The sequence below is a fragment of the Christensenella minuta genome (assembly GCF_003628755.1).
In the GTDB taxonomy this organism is placed as follows: Bacteria; Bacillota; Clostridia; order Christensenellales; family Christensenellaceae; genus Christensenella; species Christensenella minuta.
The window spans coordinates 2,645,668-2,666,695 of sequence record NZ_CP029256.1; the positions used below are offsets into that span (position 1 = coordinate 2,645,668).

A 21,028-nucleotide genomic window follows, 5' to 3' on the forward strand; every position below is an offset into this window, starting at 1 on the left:
AAAGTGCCCACTATAAAAACAGGCCGCCGTCACGTCACATCCGCCCCAAATACGTACGTCGCGAGCAGCGCGAGCGATTCGCGCATATAAGAGGGCGGGGCGGTGTAGACCAGCGTCCGCCACGCAAGGCCGTGCACGTCCGTCATCCCTACGGACTGCGCGTTGAGGTATCCGCGCAGGATGTGGTAATCGTTGGTCACGAACACAGTCGAATAATTTCCCTCTCCGAACCGTTCGTCGAGTATTTTTTTGGAATTGGTGAAATTCTGGTGCGTGCTGCGCGACTGGTCCTCTACTAGGATGCGGCTTTCGCCGATCCCGTGACTGACGAGGTAGTCCCGCATGGCGTGCGCTTCGGGGATATCCTCCTGCGGGCCCTGCCCGCCGCTCGCCACAATAACCGCCTCCGGGTTGCGCTGCGCATATTCTATCGCCGTATCGAGCCTTCGCGCGAGCGTGTCCGAAGGCTCTTTGCCCTTCAAAGCCGCGCCGAGCACCAGCACCGCGTCCGCGTTTTCGGGCGGGACGGCATTTGCCGCCGTCCCCATCATAATGCCGGATACGGTAAAAACGCCGATGAGGAATAAATAGCCGATGATAAAGACCCACTTAACTGCCTTGCCGATGCCGTGCGAAAACCACGCGTTCAGCCAAGGCGCAAAAATCCCGTAAATAAGGAGCGGCAGCCCGAGAAGGCCGGGCAATATGTTGCCGAGGTTGAAGTTGTTGATGCTGAGCAGCACGCAGGAATACGCCGTGAGCAGCAGCCCGAGGACCAGCAGTATGACGCGCAGCAGCTTCAATGCCTTTTTTTTCTTTTCCATAAACCCGCCTTTTTTCCGTGCTTCGTTTTTTGTTATGATACAAGGCCGCAAAAAAGATGTCAACCGGCTGCGGCGTATCTTCACGGAAGCTTCATAATCAAAAACAGGGCGGGAGGGGCCGCCCCAAAGCGGTTTCTATTTTTCCTTCACGATACCCTCGCGGTATGCGGTAAGAAGCGCGGTAAGGTCGTCGATATCCCGCTGGAGCGCGCGCCCGACGTCCGTTTCGCCCACCGTGATGCGCGCCTGCGCCGTATCGAACACCACGTAAGTGGAAAGGATGTCCTTGTTGCTCTTCACCGCGTCCGAAAGCCCGGGAAACGGCTCATGGGAAACGAGGCGGATACCGTAGGAGTTATAAAACATCGTATATCCCGCGATGCCCGTCTGTTCCTGGTACGCCCGGCAGAACCCGCCGTCGATCACGATGGCCTTGCCGCCGCCGCGCACGGGAAGCTCGCCCTCGCGCGCGCGTACGGGTACATGCCCGTTCACAATGTGCGAGTATTGCCCCGTAAGCCCGAATTCCGCAAGGATTTTCCCGCACATTTCCGGATCCTCGATAAACCTGTAATAGGGGTCTTTTTCCTCCTGCCATGCCGCCTTGTCGTCAATGAACATGCGCTCGAAAGTGGCGATCTTCGAACGCCCAAACAGCGGCGAACGCCTGCCGCACCATAAATACCACAGGAAATCCCTGCCATACTGCCGCGCCGCCGTCCCTTCCTTGGCATAATATCCCTGCCGGGCGAGCGCGTCCGAATAATCCATCAGCGCCTTGCCGGAAAGCTTCCGTTCCCCGGTGTCAAATTCGTAAAACGCGCCGTCCTCCGTCATGGGAATGCACCCGTGGAACAGCAGGTTCCCGTTGAATGTCAGGTAAAGGCTGCCCTGCGAAAAGAGGAATTTTATATGCCGCTGGAGCTTCTCGCTCTGCGTGAACGAGTAAATCAGCTGCGCCACCACGTCCGCTTCCCCCGGCGTAAGGTCGTAAGGATGCTCCGGGTCCACGGTGGGGAAGTCATGGTCGTTGAGCCTGTATTTTGTGCCGCCCAGCGTCACAGTCATATCCGAAAAGTCGATCTTATCCAGCAGCAGCCGGTCCTCCATGCCGTATTCCGGGTGCCGCATGACCACCTGCCCTTCCAGCTTGAACTGGATAACGGCAATGGCCTTGTGCATGTGGTCGAGAAGGTCGGTGTCGTCCGTATAAGTTTCCTGCGCGAACAGGGCGAGCGGCCGCAGGTTGATGCCGTAAGCCGTTTCTACAAAATCAATGTTGGAATATTTGGTGCTGATGTTGAGCACGCACGCAATGCACGCTCCGCTTCCGGCGGCTGCGCCCATCCACAGAATGTCGTGGTTGCCCCACTGGATATCTACCGCGTGGTGCGCCATCAGCTTGTCTAGGATCACGTCCGCGTGCGGTCCCCGGTCAAACACATCGCCCACCACATGCAAATGGTCCACCACAAGGCGCTTGATGACGGACGCGAGCGCAATGATAAACGCGTCCGCCCGGCCGATATCCGTGATGGTGGAAATAATATGCTCGTAATAGCCCTGCTTGTCTTTGTCGTCCGCCGAGGTATGCAAAAGCTCATCGATAATGTACTCAAAATCCTTGGGCAGCGCCTTCCTCACCTTGGACCGCGTATACTTGGAGGCGCACAGCCGGCACACCTCGATCATGCGGTACAGCGTGATCTGGTACCATTCGTCGTCGATCTCCCTGCGCAGCTCCTCCAGCTTGCGGTCGGGATAATAGATCAGCGTACACAGCTCGGTGCGCTCCCGGGTAGACAGCGTCTTCTCAAACAGGCGGTCCACCTTCTCGCGGATCACGCCCGACGCATTGTTCAGAATGTGGCAGAAGGCTTCGTCCTCGCCGTGGATATCGCTCACGAAATGCTCCGTGCCCTTTGGAAGGTTGAGGATTGCGTTGAGGTTGATGATCTCCGTGCAAGCCGCCTGCACCGTGGGATATTTCTGCGATAAAAGCTCCAAATATTTGACGTCCGGTTTCGACATGGTTTTACTTTTTTCCTCGAATCAGGTGTTTTGATGTGATTTTATTCCAAGTATTCACAACTATAGTATAGTTTAACCTAAAATTTGTGAAATAGGAATGAATTTTATCAAATTATTGCGGTAAAATTATGATATAATGGCGTAGATGTAAGAAGGAGTGAACAATGGACCTGTTTCAAAATAATGATTATTTGCTGTTCGACGGAGCGATGGGCACTTACCTCGAAGAAAAATACGAGGGCGGCGTCAACCGGTGCGAACTGAACAACATCAGGCATCCGGAGCGTGTCGTTGCCGCCCACCGGGAATATATCGCGGCAGGGGCGCGCGCCATCAAAACGAATACGTTCAGCGCGAACACGTTTTCGCTCGGCGAAGACCTCGAAACGGTGCTGCGCATCATCGATGCGGGCTGCGCGTGCGCGCGGGAAGCGGCGGAGGAAGATACGCTGGTCTTTGCCAGCATGGGCCCCATCCTCCACGACGACCAGAAGCGCTGCGACAGCGAGCGGCGGCAGGCCATAGACCGTTTCCTCGCGAACGGCGTGGATTGCTTTTTGTTTGAGACCTTTGCCGATCCCTCGGTCCTGGTCCGTGCGGCCCGGTATGTAAAGGAACGCTGTCCGGACGCCTACGTGATCTGCGAATGCACGGTCGCGCCGGACGGATATACCCAAAGCGGAATTTCCGCGCAGGGCGCGATCGATATGATGAAAGACGTATACGCGATCGACGCATACGGTTTTAACTGTACCTGCGGGCCTATGCACATGGCCCACATCGCAAAAACGACGAATTTCTACGGACGGACGGTCTCTATCATGCCGAATGCGGGCTATCCTACGATGGAGGGAGGCCGCACCGTATTCAAAAGCACGCCGGCTTATTTCGCGGGCCAGCTGCGGAAAAGCCGGCAGGCGGGCGCGCGCATCCTCGGCGGGTGCTGCGGGACCACCCCTGCGCATATACGCGCGGCAAAAGAGGCCCTTGCACAGGCGGACCATACCCCCGCCGCGGCAGGTGCGAAAGCGAAAGTCCATATCACCTGCGGGGAAGAAGCCCCGCGGACCTTCCGGGGCAAGCCAGTGGCGGTGGAACTTGATTCCCCGCTCGATGCGGACGGTACGTTTTTTGTGGAAGCGGCACAGGAAATCAAAGCGGCGGGAGCAGACTATATCACAGTGGCCGACTGTCCGGTCGGGCGCGCCCGTGCGGACAGCAGTATGCTCGCCGCTATGCTGAAAAGCCAATACGGGATCGAGACTCTTCCGCATCTCACCTGCCGGGACAGGAACCTCAACGCTTCCAAAGCGCTCCTTCTCGGCCTTTCCCTGCAAGGGGTGCGCAATGTGCTTGTAGTAACGGGCGATCCCATTCCCAATAACCGCCGCGGAGAGATCAAAAGCGTGTTCCAGTTCAATTCCGTGCTCTATGCGGATTTTATCCGCGACCTCAACCGCACGGTGTTTGCGGGCAAGCCCTTCCGCATCATGGGCGCGCTCAATGTAAACGCGGCAAATTTTGATGCGGAACTTAAAAAAGCGCATAAAAAAGAAAAGGCGGGCGTCACCTGCTTTCTCACACAGCCGGTGTACGAGCAGCGCGCGGCGGAAAACCTCGCGCGGGCGAAGCGGGAGCTTTCATCCGAGCTGTGGGCGGGCGTCATGCCCGTCGTAAGCTATAAAAACGCCTGCTTCATCAACAACGAGCTTGCGGGCATAGAGATTCCGGCAGACCTGTGCGAACGGTTCAGGCATGCGGACCGGGAACAGGCGGCGGATATCGCGGTGGAAACGGCGCTTTCCTCCGTCGAGATGGTAGAAGATACGGCGGATGGCTATTACGTCATTACGCCGCTCCGGCGCGCGGATATCGTGTGCCGTATTGTAAAGGAGCTGAAAGCATGATTATAATCGGAGAAAAACTCAACAGTTCGATCCCTTCCACCCTTCAGGGATTGAACGAAAAAAACGAGGATTTTATCACGGACCTCGCACGGCGGCAGGGGGAAGCGGGCGCGCGGTACCTCGACCTTAATACGGGGATGTGCGGCGACGAAAAGGAAATGCTGGTATGGGCGGCGGGGCTTGCCCTCAAAGCAGCGCCAGGATGCGCTCTCATGGCGGATTCCACAAGCCCTGGGGCGCTGCGTTACCTGTTCGAAAACGTAGAACTGGAAAATGCGGCCATTAATTCCGTAACGCTCGAAGAAGACCGCCTTTCCGGTGTGCTTCCGCTCGTGCGGGAATTCAAAACGGCTATCGTCGGGATGCCGATCGACGGCGACGGTATCCCGAAGACGGCGGAAAGACGTGTGGAAAATGCGCGCAAGCTGATCGCCATCCTGCGCGAAAACGGCTCCGCGGATCAGGATATCTATATCGATATCGTGGTGGAAGCAGCCGCGACAGGCTGGGATGCGCCCCAAAAAGCGCTTGAGGCCGCGCAGGCCCTGCGCGGGGAATTCCCGGATGTGCATTTGCTCGTGGGGCTTTCCAATGTGTCCTTTGGCCTCCCCAGGCGCGGGGTCATCAACGAGACGTTCCTTGCCTGCGCAATGGCGCGGGGCGTGGATGCGGCCATTATGGATATCACGAATCCCTCGATGAAGCTTCATCTCAGAGCCGCTGAAATGCTTTTCGGGCAGGATGAATATTGTATGGAATACCTCAACGCCTACCGGGAAACGGAGCAATAAAAAAGCTCCGGCCGGCGGAACGCGGCCGGAAAGGAAGTGACAAACAATGAACAAATGTAAAATTACGGTCCTGAAAAAAACATTCGACGAGGAACTGGCGCGTGAATATGGCGCGAAGGGCCTTAAGGCCTGTCCCATGCTTCGTGAGGGGCAGGTGTTTTATGCGGATTATGCAAAGCCCGAAGGTTTTTGCGATGAGGCGTGGAAGGCCGTTTACCAGTATGTGTTCGCGCTTTCCCACGGCGCGGGCGGCGGCCTTTTCTATTATGGAGACTGGATCAGAAAACCGGGCGTCGCCATTTGCAGCTGCAACGACGGCCTGCGTCCGGTAATCTTCAAGATCGAGGCCACGGACGAAGAATCGCAAATCGATTACGAACCGGTATAAATCCCCAAACAGCGTACGCAGCATTCCCGCCGCCCGGCGGGAATGCTTTTTTTGAGGCGTCCGTCACGCCGCCATGCGGATAGAGACCGCGGCTGATACGGCTCCCATCAGCAGGAGGGGAACCATGCCGGCGGTATAGACCGCGCCGCGAAAGCATCCTCTCCCGCGCGGACAGGCAGATTCTACTCGGGCGGGACTATGCGGGCCGCTGCCTTGCCCGCGCACAGCCGTTTCATGATTCCTCCCGCCTCATCGCCGTGTATGATCGCTTGCCGGGCGGAGAAGCGGAAGATACGGTTTGTTACGCTGAAAAACAGGGCCTTAACGTCGTAAGGACAGGTCCGCTGCCCACTTGGTGCTCATTCACAAAATATTAACGTCTGAAAGGGCGCGATTCAGCGGTATTCTGTTGAATCCGCGCCGTTTTTATACTATAATTGAACTCTAAGGCAAAGGAGTAACAATGTTCAATAACAATACGGTTGTAACGGTCCCCTATGGGATTTTAAGTGATAAAGTGGAAAACGGAATCGTAGTGGCCCACCTGTCGGACCTCCACGAGAAGGAATTCGGGCAGGATAACGGCCAGCTGTTTGAAAAAGTGGCGGACCTCACGCCGGACCTCATCGCCGTTACGGGCGATATGGTGGCGCACGGGAACCAGAAAGAGATCGACGCTGTCTATACGCGGCGCTTTGCGCGCGCCCTCGCCGGCATTGCCCCCACCTATTTCGTGACGGGCAACCACGAACGCAATTTTGACGGGCGTGTCGAGCGAATCATGGAAGAGCACGGCGTCAGGGTGCTGCACACGGGCGATATGGCTCATGTCGCCGTGGGGAAAAGCGAGGTCAACCTCTCGGGGATGGACGATGTCTCGTTCGATCATGTGGACGTACTGGAATCGGTAAGCGTGTTCGAGGGGGAGCGCACGGGCTTTAATATTTTTCTTGCGCACCGTCCGGAATATTATCCGCTTTACCTCCGCAAAAATATTGACCTCGTGCTTTCCGGGCATACCCATGCCGGGCAGATACGCTTCCCGAAGATCGGGACGATCGCCATGAATGGACAGGGCTTTCTGCCTAAATATGTGCAGGGCGAATTCACGGACGGCGCGACCACAATGATTATCAGCCGCGGTCTCGGGGCAAGCGGCTATCCGAAAATCAGGATCAACAATCCGCCGGAATTGGTAGCGGTGTATATCGAGCCAGACCCGGGCGGGTTGCAATAAAGTTTGGAGTAAGAGGGATTCAGCATGGAAAAGAGACCGTTTGTCACAAAAGAAAAACTGGAGGAAATCGCGGCAAAATATCCTACGCCCTTTCACCTCTACGATGAAAAGGGCATCCGGGAAAACGCGCGGCGCATGAATAAGGCGTTCTCGTGGAACAAAGGCTTCCGCGAATATTTTGCGGTCAAGGCGACGCCCAATCCGGTCCTGATGAAAATTCTCAAAGAGGAAGGGTGCGGGGTGGACTGCTCCTCCTATACCGAGCTGATGCTTTCGGATGCATGCGGCTTTCATGGAGCAGACATCATGTTCTCCTCCAACGATACGCCTCCGGAGGATTTCAGGCTGGCAAAGAAGCTCGGCGCGATCATTAACCTCGACGACCTCACGCATGTGGCGTTTTTAAACGAGGTCGCGGGCATCCCGGAAACCATCTGCTGCCGCTATAACCCGGGTGGGACGTTCCGTACCGCCAACGGCATCATGGATAACCCGGGCGAGGCCAAATACGGCATGACGTACGACCAGATGGCGGAGGCCTACCGGGAACTCAGGCGGCTCGGCGCGAAGCGCTTCGGCATCCATGCGTTCCTGGCGAGCAATACCCAAACTGAAGAATACTATCCCGAACTGGCGCGGATTTTGTTCGGGCTTGCGGTAAAACTGCGGGATGAAACGGGCGCGGATATCCGCTTTGTCAACCTTTCGGGCGGTGTGGGCATTCCCTACACGCCGGACGGCAAGCCCGTCGACATCCTCAAGGTGGGCGCGGGGGTCGAGGAAGCGTTCCGGAAAGTGCTGGTGCCTGCGGGCATGGGCGATGCCGCTGTGTTCACGGAGCTTGGGCGTTTTATGCTGGGGCCGTACGGCTGCCTTGTAACGCGCGCCGTGCATGAAAAGCATACCTATAAGGATTACATCGGGGTGGACGCATGTGCGGCCAACCTCATGCGCCCCGCTATGTACGGGGCATACCACCACATCACGGTCATGGGCAAGGAAGACGCGCCCTGCGACCATAAATACGATGTAACGGGCGGACTGTGTGAAAACAACGATAAATTTGCGGTCGACCGCATGCTGCCCAAAATCGACAAAGGAGACCTGCTGGTGCTGCACGATACGGGCGCGCACGGCTTCTCTATGGGTTATAACTATAACGGAAAGCTCCGGAGCGCGGAGATATTGCTGAAAGAAGACGGCAGCTTCGAGCTTATCCGCCGCGCGGAAACGCCGGAGGACTATTTTGCGACGCTCGATTTCCTGAAGCTGTTCGGGTAACGGGAGGACTATGAAAAAAGCCGTGACTGCCATCTTGATGATCGTATCGCTGTTCCTCTGTGTTTCGTGCGGATTGGTACGGGATGCGGCGCTTGCGGTGCTTGGAGGAAGCGAAACCGCGTCCGGGTCTCTCGCCCTGCCGGACCTGCCCGCCGGGAACACGATGCTCCCAGAGACAGCGGCGGAAGGAACGGATCGGGAAAGCTTGGCTTTTTTTGACGAAATGATCGATACGGAAGGGCTTCTCGGTTCGCGCCGTGCGCCGCGGATCAGCGACGTGGAAGGAAGCTACTCCCTTTCAGAGGGCGGCTTTTATATAAAGGATACGCCCTTTATGGGCAGGGACGGGACCGTTGCCCTCGGCTTCAACATCGGCGGGGTCAACGACGCGGTGATATACAGCTACACGGCGGATACGGCCGCCGTCACTCCCGGGCAGGTGCTGAAGGAATATAAAAAACTGTACGAAACATTGCTGGGGAAATACGGTCGCGCGGCTTCCCATGAATGGGCGGTCAGCGGCAGCGGAACGCTGGACGGGCTGTACTCCGCGGGCGAATTCGACGAGACGGATATAACCGACGCCCTGCTTCACGGACGGGTCGCGGCTTTCCGCTATTCGTGGAACCGGGTCGGCGGCAACGTCATGACTGCGTGGCTGCTTTTGGAGCGGGGCGGAGTCTACACGGTGGGCCTTGCGTATGATAAAACGGGGGATACGCTTCCGCGCTATTCCGTGCCGGTATGAAAGGGGAAAGATCATGGGACTATTCCGGAAAAAGATTACGGAGGAGCAAATAGGCACGGTCAAACGCCTTCTCCGGGAAGCAAACGAATGCTCGCGGATCGCGAACGAGGCTGTCACAGCCAAGGTATTTTTTGAGAATTATCATGGGCTTGAGCAAAGGCTGCGCGAGCTTACCAATTACGAGAAATATGGGGTGTTCAAGGGCAATATGCCCTCGCGGAACCTAAATCAGGTCGAAACAAATTTCCAGAACGATCTCAACCTTTTCCTCCAGCGCAGCTACCTGCACCTGCGGGAGAAGACCGGAAAAATGGACGACAACAGAGCGCGGCGCGAACGGGAAAAATATTTCCGCAGCATGGAGGAATATAAGGACGAGTTCAGCACATATAATAAAAAGCTGCTGAAGGATATGGAAAAACAAAACGGGTAATTATTGTATGGAAGAAAATCGCGGAAGAAAGGTCGGGGAGGAACCCGGCGGGAAAAGGGCGCCGAAAAAGGGCGGCTCAAAAATAGTCTCGTGGATCATCATAGCGGCCGCGGCTGCGGTGCTCGTTTTTGCGCTGTGGAATATCATCGGCATCAAGGGCGAGGATATGGCCAACGAGCAGACCTATAAAGACCTCAAGCAGGTGGCGGAAGGCACGGCGGAGCCTTCCCAGGCGGCGGACCCGCGCGCCCGCAAGATCGATTTCGATGCGTTGCGCGCGGTCAACGAAGAGATTGTCGGATGGATCTATATCCCGAATACGGCGATCGACTATCCGGTTGTCATCGCGGAGGATAACGATTATTATATTTCCCATAGCGCCAACAGGGAACAAAACCGCGCCGGGGCCATTTTTCTCGACTACAGGAACCATCCGGATTTCACGGATCAAAACACCATCGTTTACGGCCACCGTATGAACGATGGGTCCATGTTTGCAGATTTGCATAAATTTGAGGATGAAGATTTTTTCCGGGAAAATAAATACGTGTACCTCTACCTGCCCGGCGGCGCGGTACAGGTATATGATATCTTTGGATCCGGCGTCGTAGGCGATATGGACGAAGCGTATACCATAAGCTTTGCGGACGGCGCAGCGTTTGAAAGCTACCTGGCGAAAATGAAAAACCGGTCCGCATCGTCTTTCAATATGGAGCTTACTGCGCAGGACCGGATCATCACTCTCTCGACATGCGTGCGCGGGCAGGATGAAAACCGCTATATCGTGCAGGCTGTACTGGAGCAGCAGGAGGACGTATGATCTATACTGTCACATTCAATCCGGCGCTCGATTATATCATGTATATGGACGGGCTCAGTGTGGGCGGGGTAAACCGGGTACGCGCTGCGAAAATATTGTGCGGCGGCAAGGGGATCAACGTGTCGTGGGTGCTGCACAACCTCGGGGTCAAGAGCGTTGCGCTCGGGTTCGTCGCGGGCTTTACAGGCCGGGAGATCGAACGGCTACTGGCAGAGCACGGCTGCCGGACGGATTTCGTACGGCTGGGGCACGGCATGTCGCGCATCAACGTCAAGCTGGTTGCGGATGAGGAAAGCGATCTCAATGCGCCCGGTCCGCAGATCGGCACGCTGGAGCCGTTTTTCAGGAAACTTGACGGCCTCACGGCAGAAGATACCATTGTGCTTGCGGGCAGCCTGCCCGCCGGACTCCCGCAGGATACGTACGAACAGGTGCTTGCGCGCGCAAGCGGAGCGCGCTGCGTGGTAGATACCACGGGGGACGCGCTTGTCTCGGTGCTCAAATACAGGCCGTTCCTGATAAAGCCCAACCACCACGAGCTGGGGGAACTGTTCGGCAAGGAGCTGCACACGGAAGAAGAGATCGCAGACTGTGCCGTGAAGCTGCGGCAGAAGGGCGCGCAAAACGTCCTCGTCTCGATGGCGGGCGAGGGAGCTCTCATGGCGGGGCAGGACGGCAGGCTCTACCGCTGCGCTGCGCCCAAGGGAACGGTACGCGGCTCCACTGGTGCCGGGGATTCCTTAGTCGCAGGTTTTCTTGCGGGCTGCGAAGCGGGAAAAAGCCTCGAATATGCGTTCCGCATGGGCGTGGCCGCAGGCAGCGCGAGCGCCTTTTCGGAAGAGCTCGCTACGCGCGCGGAGGTTTATGCGCTTCTTGGAACCATATAACGTAAACGAATGCATAAGGCCCATCCCTCAAGGGGATGGGCCTTATTTTATAAAAAAGAGGAAATGAAAAAACTAAATAATCTTACAGTCACTATTTTACACAAATTTTGTAAAATGAAAAGAGGGAATCGCGTAAAATTTTTGTAAAATATACGTACAGTTCATTTTGTTTTCGGGCGCACGCAGCGCCTCACGGATCGATTCGATGGCGGCTCCTGCAAGCAAACGCCTGCTGCGCATCCGCAGCAGCCTTTAAGGGCGCGCCGGTAGGCAGCTCATATCGAGTCCGGTAAACTGGCCGCCAATGCCTCCGTCCGCTCCAGCCCGCTGTCGGTCAAAGGCCTGTGTTTGTCCCTCATAGCGGTTTATTATATATGGGAAAATCCGGAAAGCGGTTCAAAACAGGATGCGTTTATTCAAAGAAGCTCCCGCCAGCCGTGAGGCGGCAAAAAAAGGGCAGCCAGCTGGCCGCCCATAATCAGGGGTATGTACCCGATAGATACCCGCTGCGCCGGGGCTTGAAACAAAATCATGGCAAAGTCCTCCAATTTAATAAAAGGGGGCTGCGTGATGGAAAGAAGTTTATATGACAGGGCATGGCTGCTGTATCAGATGGCAAAGATTCAAATCGACGAGGTGCAAAAGGCATGGAGCTTCCGGCAGCCGCTTCCGGCGGCCGGGCACGAGGAAGCGGTGGATTTCCTGCGGGAGGTGGCGGACGTGCTATACCGCATGCTGATCGATTGAAAAGTCCGCGCGCAAAGCAGTCCTGTTTTTTTTACGGAAGCAAAAAAAAACAGGCGTTTCCGAAGCCTAAAGCGCTATCATCATTATGATATCCACACGTGAATCAGCGATATCTGTGCGTATTCTGTAAATGTTTGCTCAATACGCTATCAGCGTAAAAGCAGTGGTTGAGCCCCATTTAATAGTATAAGTGGGTTACAATGTGGGTTATTGATCGCTACCCAAAATGCGTGCAAATGTGTTGTCTATCCATTGGGCTGCACGGTGCGCATCTCCGTCTAATTCATGGCTGTATGTCGAGAATCCGTCAAATGATTTGCTATGACCCCCAATCGGTTTTATTAGCTCTTCGGGCATATCTTTATTTGCCGAAAAGAAAGTGTGCCGAAGCTCATACGGTGTACGATCGGCTATTCCGTTGTGCTCTTTATACCGATTCCAGGATTGACGGTAAAGTTGCTGATTTAGTCTTTCTCCATCGGGCGTTGGGAAAAGAACGTTTGTTTGAATCCCGGCAGAAAGAAGCATTTTGCGCTGAGCTCTAATTTCCCGCATTCCAATTTCCGGTATCTCAAAGGAACGAATAGCATTTTTATTCTTGCCATGCGTCGTCTCACCGAATCGGTTTACGGCACGCTTGAGCGTACAGCGATTCCCAATAATGTCGCTTACATCCAAGCCTATCAGTTCCCCCGGCCTAAATCCGACAATTATTTCAATTCTATACGCATGGATATACCAGTCATGCTGTATTTTCCCCCGATACGTTGTTTGGTCACTGCGAAAAACCTTTTTTATGTCGTCGGGCTGGAGGGCTTTTCTTGTGCTTTGGTGCGCGTCATTCGGTATGAGCAGATTTTCGGGAAACAATTTCGTTGTCTTGGCAATACGACAGTATTTCACAAACGCCTGTATAACGCCGCGCGTCGTTTTAAGTGTTTTATAAGCAAGCCCTTTGCCGTGGTTGCCGATTGTATGAGCATAGTTTAGAACAGCTTGTAAATTCTCCTCTGTGACATCGCCTATACGTTTGCGACCGATCACGGGCATGAGATAGAGTCTTAAGTGTTTTTCGTTTTGGATAATGTGCTCTTTGCTTACATGTCTGTCTTTCAAATATTGTAGATAGCGCTCCTTCATGACAGACACTTTAGAACTTCCGTCAACCCCGTCATCAAGCCATAAATCCGCTTTGGTGTTTGCCTCGCGAAGGCCCTTTCGTCCGGGTGTTGAAGATGTGAATGTACGCCGTACACCGCCCTTTTGAACTTTGATTTGCCAGCGCTTTTGATTTTCGAACCAAACGGCTGTATTTACTCGTTTTCCCATAATTTTCTCCTTCCATTTTACCCCACCCATATGGTAAAATAAAAGGGCAGGGTTCTCTTCCTCGTAGTGGTGGAATAAATTCTGCTTGCCCCCTTTTGGTGTTACCGCACTGCAGGGGGCTTTTCTATTTATCATTCGTAATGCGTCCACATGCTGCGTATAACGACGATTTGAGCATCCTTATCCACCGAGTAGACCAATCTATGCTGTACGTTGATACGACGGCTGTAATAGCCTTGCAAGTCGCCTACAAGCTTTTCGTAAGGCGGGGGAGCCTGGAAGGGATTTTGCTTTAAAATATTAATTAGCTCTCCGGCCTTTTTCAGTATACCCGCCTGTTTCAATTTTGCATAATCCTTGAAGGCTCGTTTTGTCAATTGCACATCGTACATAGTTTACTCCCAATCGAGGTCATCAGCGCTTACCATTTCTTCTACAGGCTCGTTCTCGCTCTCCTTGATGCTCTCTACAAGGCCAGGAACAGAATACAGGTATAAAGTCTCCTGTATAGACCTCCAATCGTCCTCGGAGAGAAGAACAGCGTTTCCATCCTTGCCGAGTATCTGGATTGGGGCGTGGGATTCGTTGGTATCTTTCACAAGCTTATATAAATTCTGCCGTGCTTTTGTAATATTGATCGCCTCCATGTTTATCACCTCAATATCATTATAGCGTACGTGATAGCGTACGTCAAGAGGGCTTTTAAATTTAGATGTTTACAACTGACGCAATACAGCACCGGCATTCATCACAGAACGGCGGTGTGTTGATACCTATTTTAGCGTCTTTAACTAAATAAGATTTTCCAATGTGATTTTTGCAAGCAGCGCATGTTTTATCATCATTATTTCCAATTATTTCATATAAGTCACACAGTCCTTTATATGAAATCAGGGATTGTGCGGTATACAAATATTTTTGATATAGCATTTGAGCGCTATCTACTGTTGTTGCACCTGATAAAAAACGCACGATTGCATATATTTTAATGTCCACATCAGTGAATCTATGCGTTTCAGCCATCAGCATATCTATTGCGCCACATTGATGGCTGTTAATTTCTTTTCTCATAAGAAACGGTATTTTGTTTTTCTTGCATTTCTCCTGCCGATTTTCAAAAATAATTTTATACAGTTTTTTATACTTCTTTTTTATAATAAGAGGTCTGCATTTTTCGGCTAGGTCAAAAAATTCTTTTCGCTCTTGTTCGCGCTTAGCTTCATAAAAAAGCTGTTTTTCAGTAGCCATTGTTCCACCATCCTTTTTTTTATTTAATAATGCGGACTAACAAGTATTCTTTATACCGCTTCCATCTCCGCAAAATCAATAGAAATGTCGCGATAAAAATGCTTTTTACTTATATGTCTTATTTCGTGCAGAGCAGTTTCAATTTGCTGCTCTTTGCTTAAAAGAGAATTCACATAAATATTATAATTCCCGTCGCAATCCTCTTTCACAACGCCCTTTGCTTGGTATGTGGGAAAGGGGATCACCCTGATGTAAATATCCCCCATATCGTCAATCTCCTTTTTTGTAGTAAGGATATTATATCACTCGTGATTGTCAGACTTGGTAATTCCCTCTAAAAATTTTACCATTACTTTTACATCTTCCGGAGTTGCCTTTTGTGAGAGGGAGAAAAGCATCCGTTTATCTGGATTGTCCTTGATATCCTGTAATAGTTGTATCATTTCATCGTCGGTTTCTTTTGGTTCTCGGCCCAAGAGATAATCTATTGATACGGAAAAATAATCAGCGATTTTTTCCAATATTTCAGACCTTGGGGTATAACCGTTCTGCTTCCAATTCGTAATACTAGCCTTGCTTATACCCATTTCAAATGCGGCCTTGCTAGGGGAAATTCCTTTAATTTTGCAAAGCTCAGCAAATCGCTCATAGAACACTCAGATCACATCCTTAAAAAAGTTCATAAAAATTTACCTAATACGCTTGACAAGTTCATAAACATGTAATATTATGGTGTAAAAGTAAATGAACATGAACCAATATCGCGTATAAGTTTATATTCTTGCAATTTATTATATTGAATTAGTTCATGGAAGTCAACTATTATTCTAAAAAAGGAGGGGAAGATATGATTCAAGCATGGACGGCTGATGTTGTAGCGCGTATGCACATGGCAAAAATACAGAAAAAGCAACTTGCACGAGAAGCGGGTTATACACCTGAATATCTCGGGATGATTCTCGGTGGAAAGTGAGATACCAAGAAAGCAAAGGCTAATATACTCATAGCTCTGGAACGTCTTGAAGGGCAAGCAGACCAAAAATAACCACCACTACAAAAAATTTATGAAAGAATGGAGAAAGAAAGATGACTAAAAAAGAATTTCTAGCAGAATTAAGAAATTACGGGATCAAGGGATTAAAGGCAAGAAGAACCGCAAAGCAAATGTATGCCCTGCATGGTTCATACGACAATGCTTTTGCATCAATAAATGGTATGCAGAGGGGACTTCAGGGCGCTTTCACAGGATTAACAAAGGCAATTAACATGATGGCAAAATCTATCGGCGGAGATATGGAGGAATGGTAATGAAAAAATTCAAACTTTTAAGACTGAAAATGTACGATCAGGACATTACACAAGAGGATATTGCGCAGCATATTGCCAATGTTCTGAACAACACTTGCTCAATATCTCATATCAGCGATCTATTTAACGGGCGCAGTTCATGGCGCATGGATGAAGCGTATGCCGTCCTTGACCTGCTCAAGGTTCCACATAGTGAGCTTCATAAGTACTTCCCTAAAGATGGGGAAAGGTCTTGCTTTGTGCAAATATAGGAGGCAGATATGGGAAACGTAGTACCGTTCATTCAGAAACCGGAAATATTGCGGTTCAAGAATTTTGCACTGCCGGAAGTCGCAATGAAGATTGTCTTTGTATTTGAAGGGCACGCAAAGTACTGTGAGCAGGCTGGAGAACTTGAGGACGCAGGATATTATCGAAAACTTGCCCAGGACATCATGGAGCATGGAACCGACCCTTACATCAACGAAATATGCGACTACATATCAGACATATTTTGGTCGGTAGACGGCATGCCGTCGCAATATCTGGGTGAAAAGGATATAAGATTTCTTCAAGCTGTATGCGAATATCGGGAAGGAGAGATCGAGCAATGACAAGAGAAGAAAAGAATTTTATACAGTGGTTGTATTGGATTGGAAAAAATGTACGCAGAAAAGGCCTTCCGTACTTCAAAAATGGTACAAGGGTAACGGTAGATCAATACTACTCAATGCTCAGGAAGGTTATGCGCGAAAAAGAGGAACAGGATCGTATGCTTACTGACAAGGAAACTGAAATATTCTTTGGCGAGATCGGGGAAAAGAGTTTCCGCGCGGGATATTACGGACATATGCCCTATGAAATCAAATCTAAGTGGCAAAAGAAAAGATCGCTGCGCCAACAACGATCAATTCAGAAAGACACTCTATCTACGCCTATTTTACCATAGGCGGAAAGGAAAAAGCAAGATGATTAATTTATTCAATATAATGGATTCTGTTAAACAGGAGAAAATAGCGCTTGAAAAGCAACAAGCATATTGATGGCCGTCCACGATGCAGCACATCATTCACCAAATAATCCCAAATGTTACGAAGGGGCTATCTACGCAGCAGAGGATATAGTCAGTAATACAGTAGTAATGTTGGAAGTGTTGAAAGATGGCATATCCAATCATTTACAAGCAGAGCGCAAGAATATCACAAACGAGAAAGGCGGTACAAAGTGAAAGATTATGAAGATATGACGCTTGAAGAACTGATCTATGAATATGAAAAATTCGTAGGAAGGCAAACGACAAAAGCAGAAAGAGTGCTTCTGGCAATGATGCATACAGAGATAATAGATGCATACAAAAGAGGGTTTGTGGCAGGGACGATGAACGGCGCTGGATTGCCCGTAACACCGCCTGCGGGCGTGCATTCGACTAGGGAGGCGGCTCGAAATGAATAAATACGAGATATGCGGGAAAGAATATCCAATAATCGGCCGCTTTGATGCAGTGTCGCCGGATGGTGTTGTAGCTTCGAATATACCGCTTTTAGATATCCCCATGATGACGGATTATCAATGGCAACGGAATTGTTTAAAGCGCCGGATTGAACATCCAGAGTATTACGAAGTAATAGAGGACGTGCCCGCCACAATTGCACGTTTAGAAAAATGGCTTAATGAGCACAAAAAGAGGGATTAATTGTGACATCTGGCGGTTTTATAAAACTTCATAGAGAAATGCTTGATAAGGCTATTTGGCGGGAATCAACCGCCGAACAAAAAGTGATTCTTGTTACGCTGCTTATGATGGCCAATCATGCTGAAAATGAATGGGAATGGGGCGGGGAAAAATTCAAGGCTAAGCCAGGCCAATTCGTGACGAGCGAGGCCTCTATTGTGGAAAAATGCGGGAATGGGGTTAAGAGGCAAAGTGTAAGAACTGCGTTAAAAAAATTTGAAAAATATGAATTTCTGACCCGCGAAGCAACCAAGAGAAATTCGCTCATAACCATTATAAATTGGGAAAAATATCAGGGTTCTAAAAGAAAGACTAACCAACGGGCTAACCAAGAACTAACCAAGAGCCAACCAACAGCTAACCAAGAGCTAACCACTAACAAGAATGAAAAGAATGATAAGAATATAAAGAGAGGGGGGGCTTTGACCCCGAGCCCCTCCTCATGGAAAAGGGATTCAGTCCAAAGATCGATGAGGCCATCAGAGAGTGGTGGAGGTACAAGAGTGAAAGAAAAGAGGCATACAAAGAAACGGGCTGGAAAAAACTTTTGTCTCAATTCCAGAATAAAATTAATGTCTATGGGGAACAGGCTTTGGTTGAAGCACTGGACAGGGCGATCTCTTCAGGGTGGAAGGGATGGGATTTTCAAAGTAGCTTTACAAAATTGGCACAGGAAGATTCAGGGGAACACTACGAGGAGTTTTAGGCAATGGAAGAATTGGAACTAATCCCGCAGGATATTGAAGCGGAGCGGAGCGTAATAGGGGCCGCGCTGCTGCGCCCGGAGTGTGCCTTTGAAGTGCTGTCAAGCTTGCAGAAGGATGATTTTTCAAGCATCGTGCATATGCATGTCTATGAAGCGATGGAGAAGCTTGCAAAAGAGGGAATCACGCCGGATATTGTAACGGTCAATAGCAGGCTTGAAGCCCTGCATTTGGCAACGCCCGGAACCATCGAGTATTTAAGCGGGCTTACAGTCGAGACCATAACGACGAAAAATATTAAAAGCCACATCGACATTATCCGGGAGAAATCAAAGCGGCGGCGGCTGAAAGAAATTTGCGCAAGGGCAATCTCGGAAACGTCTGATCCGGAAAATGATATTGACGACATAGCAAACGGACTGTGTAACGCTATCTATGATCTTGACCGGCGCAAGTCGGATGTAAAGCCGCTGAAAACGGCATATCAGGAAGCGTACGCCGAGATCGTGGAAGCGGTAGAAGCCAAAAAGGAAGGGAAGTTGCTTGGCATACAGACAGGGTTTCCAAGGCTTGACAAACGGCTTGCAGGACTGAAAAAGGGGGAATTGATCGTAATAGGCGCACGGTCCAGCATGGGGAAAACCTCTTTTGCTATGAACATAGCGGATCACGTAAAGAAAGATCACAAGGTGCTGTACTTCTCGCTCGAAATGGTTCCATCCCAGTTGGCGTTACGGCTCATGGCGGGGGACGCGAAAATCTCAATGCAAGACCTTAGAACCGGAGACATAGGCGGCAAGGAAATAGCGCGGCTTGGAACGGCGATACAGGGCGTGAATGGGAATATGTTTATCAGTGACAACTTCAAGCAAAGCACAACGGATATCATGGCGCTGTCTCAAAAGGTGCGCAGAGAATACGGGCTTGATCTAGTGATTATAGACTATTTGCAGCTTATCACACGCACAGAGTTTAAGGACAACGAAGTGCAGGCGCTTGACGCGATCACACGGCAGCTAAAAGTTATTGCCGGAGAATTGGAGGTACCCGTTATCCTCCTTAGCCAATTATCGCGGGAGGCTGATAAAGGCAACAAGGGCGGCCAGCGCGGGAGAGTACCGGAATTGTCAGAACTGCGCGGGAGCGGAGCCATCGAGCAAAACGCAGATGTGGTGCTGTTGCTCCATAAGCAATCACGTGACAGCACGGAAGCCAAGTTGATTGTCGCCAAGCAGCGCAACGGTGCAACGGGCATAATGGGGCTGCACTGGAACGGCGAAACTACACGGTTTACAGAAGAAGACTCGATACACAAATATTACGGCAAAACACCGTTTGACAAACAGGAGGTAGAGTATTGATAACGCCATGCATGATACTGGAGGCACAAAAGAGGCTTAATCGGATCACGAGAGCCAAACCATACAAATACGCCATGCGGCAGTGTGGACAGGAAAGGCGGAGGTTCATCAGGGCGGCGCTGATGGCTAAGCTGCTAAACGATATTTATGACGAGTGGAGCGCATAATATGACGATACGCGAAAAGCTGGAGCAATACAGGGCGCTTGTGGTAGAAGTGCGCAACCTGGAACAACGGATCAGCGATATGCAAACACAGAAAGTGTCTTCCTGCGATATAGTAAAAATGTCGTCGCCTGAATTTCCTTTTACGGAGCACAGCAGTAAGGTGATAGGGCATGCCATAGATAAGACAACGCTTCAAAAGGTTGTGGGCATCTATAAAGACCGGCTTGAAAAGGCAATGGCTATGATGCTGGAAGTAGAAACGTTCATCTCATCCGTAGAAGACAGCGAGATGCGGGAGCTTTTGCGGCTGCGGTATATAGAGGGCTTGCCGTGGTGGAAAATACCCATGCGATTGGAAATGGCTGGTGATGGAACTTGGCAATGCAAAAAAGTTTATGGATTTTTGCAAAATTTTGAAAATCGTCAAGAAAATCAAGGTTGATCCGTGGTAAAATGCTATTAGTGAAAAGTAGCTAAACGTCATCCTGATGGGTGGCGTTTTTGTTTTGGGGATGTGAATGGTTTCGACGCGATGTAAGCCCGAAGCGGATATTCGCGGACACGAGTTCAATTCTCGTCATCTCCACCAGTGCCAGTGCGTGGGTAGGCATGGAAACGCACGAAAATCCGCGAATAAAATGCAGTGAACCGTATGCCTGCGGAGAATTGCGCGGGGGCGGGCTGGAGCGGACTGGCTAGAGATCAGCGGCCCTTTTATAAGATTCCATGCGGAGAGGTCAATAAAGTCACGTGAAAGCGGGTAGGCGCATACCGGTATAATCAGGCGGCATTTGGGAAGCCGTCGAGTGCCAACGGGAATAGCCGTGCGCCCAAGCTGGCTGATACCCGAAAAAACCAAGCCGTAGGTTTCCTGCACAGATAAGAGCAGGTTTTAGAGCGGAATAGGATTAAATGATTGCCGCTTGCCCGCAGCGACATATAAATAGCGGGCTTGAAACAAAAAGGCCATGAAAGACTCCTGATGGGGTCTTTTTGGTTTACCAAAAGGGATGGAGATATGGACAAATACAATCCTGAGCATTATTTGGATTTGACCGCCGCGATTGCGGTAAGCCGGGCAGACAGAAGGAGTAAGCCTAAAATGA

Annotated in this window: 30 protein-coding genes and 1 other RNA gene; 23 read left to right on the forward strand and 8 right to left on the reverse strand. The window is 51.0% G+C overall.

The genetic code is table 11. The annotated features are described in order from the left end of the window. Positions 1-29: 29 nt before the first annotated feature. Positions 30-824 (reverse strand): YdcF family protein, encoded by a 795-nt coding sequence (locus tag B1H56_RS12610; RefSeq protein WP_066521106.1) that lies wholly within the window; start codon positions 822-824, stop codon positions 30-32. A gap of 135 nt (positions 825-959) precedes the next feature. Further along, entirely contained in the window at positions 960-2,855 is a 1,896-nt protein-coding gene (locus B1H56_RS12615) for a fructose-bisphosphatase class III (protein ID WP_066521109.1), read from the reverse strand. Between the two features lie 164 nt (positions 2,856-3,019). On the opposite strand from B1H56_RS12615, the gene B1H56_RS12620 reads away from it, so the two are divergent. The 10 genes from B1H56_RS12620 to B1H56_RS14670 all read left to right on the forward strand — a co-directional run bounded on the left by B1H56_RS12620 (position 3,020) and on the right by B1H56_RS14670 (position 12,094). Beyond that, the gene (locus tag B1H56_RS12620; protein ID WP_066521112.1) at positions 3,020-4,762 is read left to right on the forward strand and encodes a bifunctional homocysteine S-methyltransferase/methylenetetrahydrofolate reductase; all 1,743 of its coding nucleotides are present in this window, start codon (positions 3,020-3,022) and stop codon (positions 4,760-4,762) included. Next, positions 4,759-5,553, forward strand: a complete 795-nt coding sequence (locus tag B1H56_RS12625; protein WP_066521114.1) for a dihydropteroate synthase — start codon at positions 4,759-4,761, stop codon at positions 5,551-5,553. The genes B1H56_RS12620 and B1H56_RS12625 overlap by 4 nt, the downstream gene beginning before the upstream one ends. Positions 5,554-5,599: 46 nt before the next feature. Further along, positions 5,600-5,941 carry a TIGR04076 family protein gene (locus B1H56_RS12630; protein ID WP_066521116.1) on the forward strand — a complete coding sequence of 114 codons (342 nt, stop codon included), beginning with the start codon at positions 5,600-5,602 and terminating at the stop codon, positions 5,939-5,941. A 463-nt stretch (positions 5,942-6,404) separates the two neighbouring features. Beyond that, the gene (locus B1H56_RS12635) at positions 6,405-7,178 is read left to right on the forward strand and encodes a metallophosphoesterase (RefSeq protein ID WP_066521121.1); all 774 of its coding nucleotides are present in this window, start codon (positions 6,405-6,407) and stop codon (positions 7,176-7,178) included. 24 nt (positions 7,179-7,202) lie between these two features. Beyond that, positions 7,203-8,459: a diaminopimelate decarboxylase gene (locus B1H56_RS12640; RefSeq protein ID WP_066521124.1), complete on the forward strand. Its 1,257-nt coding sequence runs from the start codon at positions 7,203-7,205 to the stop codon at positions 8,457-8,459. Positions 8,460-8,469: 10 nt separating this feature from the next. Continuing rightward, positions 8,470-9,207, forward strand: a complete 738-nt coding sequence (locus B1H56_RS12645; protein ID WP_066521126.1) for a hypothetical protein — start codon at positions 8,470-8,472, stop codon at positions 9,205-9,207. Positions 9,208-9,220: 13 nt separating this feature from the next. Beyond that, entirely contained in the window at positions 9,221-9,640 is a 420-nt protein-coding gene (locus tag B1H56_RS12650) for a hypothetical protein (RefSeq protein ID WP_066521127.1), read from the forward strand. Between the two features lie 7 nt (positions 9,641-9,647). Then, positions 9,648-10,460 (forward strand): class B sortase, encoded by an 813-nt coding sequence (gene srtB / locus B1H56_RS12655; RefSeq protein WP_066739797.1) that lies wholly within the window; start codon positions 9,648-9,650, stop codon positions 10,458-10,460. Then, complete coding sequence (gene pfkB, locus B1H56_RS12660; RefSeq protein WP_066521129.1) at positions 10,457-11,347, forward strand: 1-phosphofructokinase; 891 nt, start codon at positions 10,457-10,459, stop codon at positions 11,345-11,347. The genes srtB and pfkB overlap by 4 nt, the downstream gene beginning before the upstream one ends. A gap of 570 nt (positions 11,348-11,917) precedes the next feature. After that, positions 11,918-12,094: a hypothetical protein gene (locus tag B1H56_RS14670; RefSeq protein ID WP_156468701.1), complete on the forward strand. Its 177-nt coding sequence runs from the start codon at positions 11,918-11,920 to the stop codon at positions 12,092-12,094. A 207-nt stretch (positions 12,095-12,301) separates the two neighbouring features. Here B1H56_RS14670 and B1H56_RS12665 read toward each other — a convergent pair whose 3' ends face one another. The 6 genes from B1H56_RS12665 to B1H56_RS12690 all read right to left on the reverse strand — a co-directional run bounded on the left by B1H56_RS12665 (position 12,302) and on the right by B1H56_RS12690 (position 15,327). Then, positions 12,302-13,558 carry a tyrosine-type recombinase/integrase gene (locus tag B1H56_RS12665; RefSeq protein WP_066521143.1) on the reverse strand — a complete coding sequence of 419 codons (1,257 nt, stop codon included), beginning with the start codon at positions 13,556-13,558 and terminating at the stop codon, positions 12,302-12,304. Further along, positions 13,555-13,815, reverse strand: a complete 261-nt coding sequence (locus B1H56_RS12670) for a Txe/YoeB family addiction module toxin (RefSeq protein WP_066521146.1) — start codon at positions 13,813-13,815, stop codon at positions 13,555-13,557. Before B1H56_RS12670 ends, B1H56_RS12665 begins: the two co-directional genes overlap by 4 nt. A gap of 3 nt (positions 13,816-13,818) precedes the next feature. Then, positions 13,819-14,070: a type II toxin-antitoxin system Phd/YefM family antitoxin gene (locus B1H56_RS12675; RefSeq protein ID WP_066521150.1), complete on the reverse strand. Its 252-nt coding sequence runs from the start codon at positions 14,068-14,070 to the stop codon at positions 13,819-13,821. A 61-nt stretch (positions 14,071-14,131) separates the two neighbouring features. Further along, positions 14,132-14,671: a structural protein gene (locus tag B1H56_RS12680; protein WP_066521152.1), complete on the reverse strand. Its 540-nt coding sequence runs from the start codon at positions 14,669-14,671 to the stop codon at positions 14,132-14,134. 50 nt (positions 14,672-14,721) lie between these two features. Then, the gene (locus B1H56_RS12685; RefSeq protein ID WP_066521154.1) at positions 14,722-14,937 is read right to left on the reverse strand and encodes an ImmA/IrrE family metallo-endopeptidase; all 216 of its coding nucleotides are present in this window, start codon (positions 14,935-14,937) and stop codon (positions 14,722-14,724) included. Between the two features lie 36 nt (positions 14,938-14,973). Continuing rightward, positions 14,974-15,327, reverse strand: coding sequence for a helix-turn-helix domain-containing protein (locus tag B1H56_RS12690; protein ID WP_066521156.1), 354 nt, complete (start codon positions 15,325-15,327; stop codon positions 14,974-14,976). Positions 15,328-15,518: 191 nt separating this feature from the next. On the opposite strand from B1H56_RS12690, the gene B1H56_RS15015 reads away from it, so the two are divergent. The 13 genes from B1H56_RS15015 to ssrA all read left to right on the forward strand — a co-directional run bounded on the left by B1H56_RS15015 (position 15,519) and on the right by ssrA (position 20,511). After that, complete coding sequence (locus B1H56_RS15015) at positions 15,519-15,644, forward strand: hypothetical protein (RefSeq protein ID WP_278287972.1); 126 nt, start codon at positions 15,519-15,521, stop codon at positions 15,642-15,644. A 113-nt stretch (positions 15,645-15,757) separates the two neighbouring features. Then, positions 15,758-15,979: a hypothetical protein gene (locus B1H56_RS12695; protein ID WP_066521164.1), complete on the forward strand. Its 222-nt coding sequence runs from the start codon at positions 15,758-15,760 to the stop codon at positions 15,977-15,979. Continuing rightward, entirely contained in the window at positions 15,979-16,230 is a 252-nt protein-coding gene (locus B1H56_RS12700; protein WP_066521167.1) for a helix-turn-helix domain-containing protein, read from the forward strand. The genes B1H56_RS12695 and B1H56_RS12700 overlap by 1 nt, the downstream gene beginning before the upstream one ends. A gap of 9 nt (positions 16,231-16,239) precedes the next feature. Continuing rightward, complete coding sequence (locus tag B1H56_RS12705) at positions 16,240-16,572, forward strand: hypothetical protein (protein WP_066521170.1); 333 nt, start codon at positions 16,240-16,242, stop codon at positions 16,570-16,572. After that, on the forward strand, positions 16,569-16,907 hold the full coding sequence (locus tag B1H56_RS12710; protein WP_066521173.1) for a hypothetical protein: 339 nt from the start codon (positions 16,569-16,571) through the stop codon (positions 16,905-16,907). Before B1H56_RS12705 ends, B1H56_RS12710 begins: the two co-directional genes overlap by 4 nt. A gap of 93 nt (positions 16,908-17,000) precedes the next feature. Beyond that, positions 17,001-17,186: a hypothetical protein gene (locus B1H56_RS12715; RefSeq protein WP_066521177.1), complete on the forward strand. Its 186-nt coding sequence runs from the start codon at positions 17,001-17,003 to the stop codon at positions 17,184-17,186. Then, the gene (locus tag B1H56_RS12720; protein ID WP_066521179.1) at positions 17,183-17,410 is read left to right on the forward strand and encodes a hypothetical protein; all 228 of its coding nucleotides are present in this window, start codon (positions 17,183-17,185) and stop codon (positions 17,408-17,410) included. The genes B1H56_RS12715 and B1H56_RS12720 overlap by 4 nt, the downstream gene beginning before the upstream one ends. Further along, positions 17,403-17,651 carry a hypothetical protein gene (locus B1H56_RS12725; protein WP_066521180.1) on the forward strand — a complete coding sequence of 83 codons (249 nt, stop codon included), beginning with the start codon at positions 17,403-17,405 and terminating at the stop codon, positions 17,649-17,651. The genes B1H56_RS12720 and B1H56_RS12725 overlap by 8 nt, the downstream gene beginning before the upstream one ends. Before the next feature lie 38 nt (positions 17,652-17,689). Continuing rightward, positions 17,690-18,418, forward strand: coding sequence for a hypothetical protein (locus B1H56_RS12730; RefSeq protein ID WP_407920139.1), 729 nt, complete (start codon positions 17,690-17,692; stop codon positions 18,416-18,418). Further along, positions 18,400-19,755, forward strand: coding sequence for a replicative DNA helicase (locus B1H56_RS12735; RefSeq protein WP_066521194.1), 1,356 nt, complete (start codon positions 18,400-18,402; stop codon positions 19,753-19,755). Before B1H56_RS12730 ends, B1H56_RS12735 begins: the two co-directional genes overlap by 19 nt. Further along, positions 19,752-19,922 carry a hypothetical protein gene (locus B1H56_RS14675; RefSeq protein ID WP_156468682.1) on the forward strand — a complete coding sequence of 57 codons (171 nt, stop codon included), beginning with the start codon at positions 19,752-19,754 and terminating at the stop codon, positions 19,920-19,922. The genes B1H56_RS12735 and B1H56_RS14675 overlap by 4 nt, the downstream gene beginning before the upstream one ends. Position 19,923: 1 nt before the next feature. After that, positions 19,924-20,364 (forward strand): hypothetical protein, encoded by a 441-nt coding sequence (locus B1H56_RS12740; protein WP_066521196.1) that lies wholly within the window; start codon positions 19,924-19,926, stop codon positions 20,362-20,364. Positions 20,365-20,430: 66 nt separating this feature from the next. Beyond that, positions 20,431-20,511: a transfer-messenger RNA gene (gene ssrA / locus B1H56_RS12745) on the forward strand. Positions 20,512-21,028: the final 517 nt, after the last annotated feature.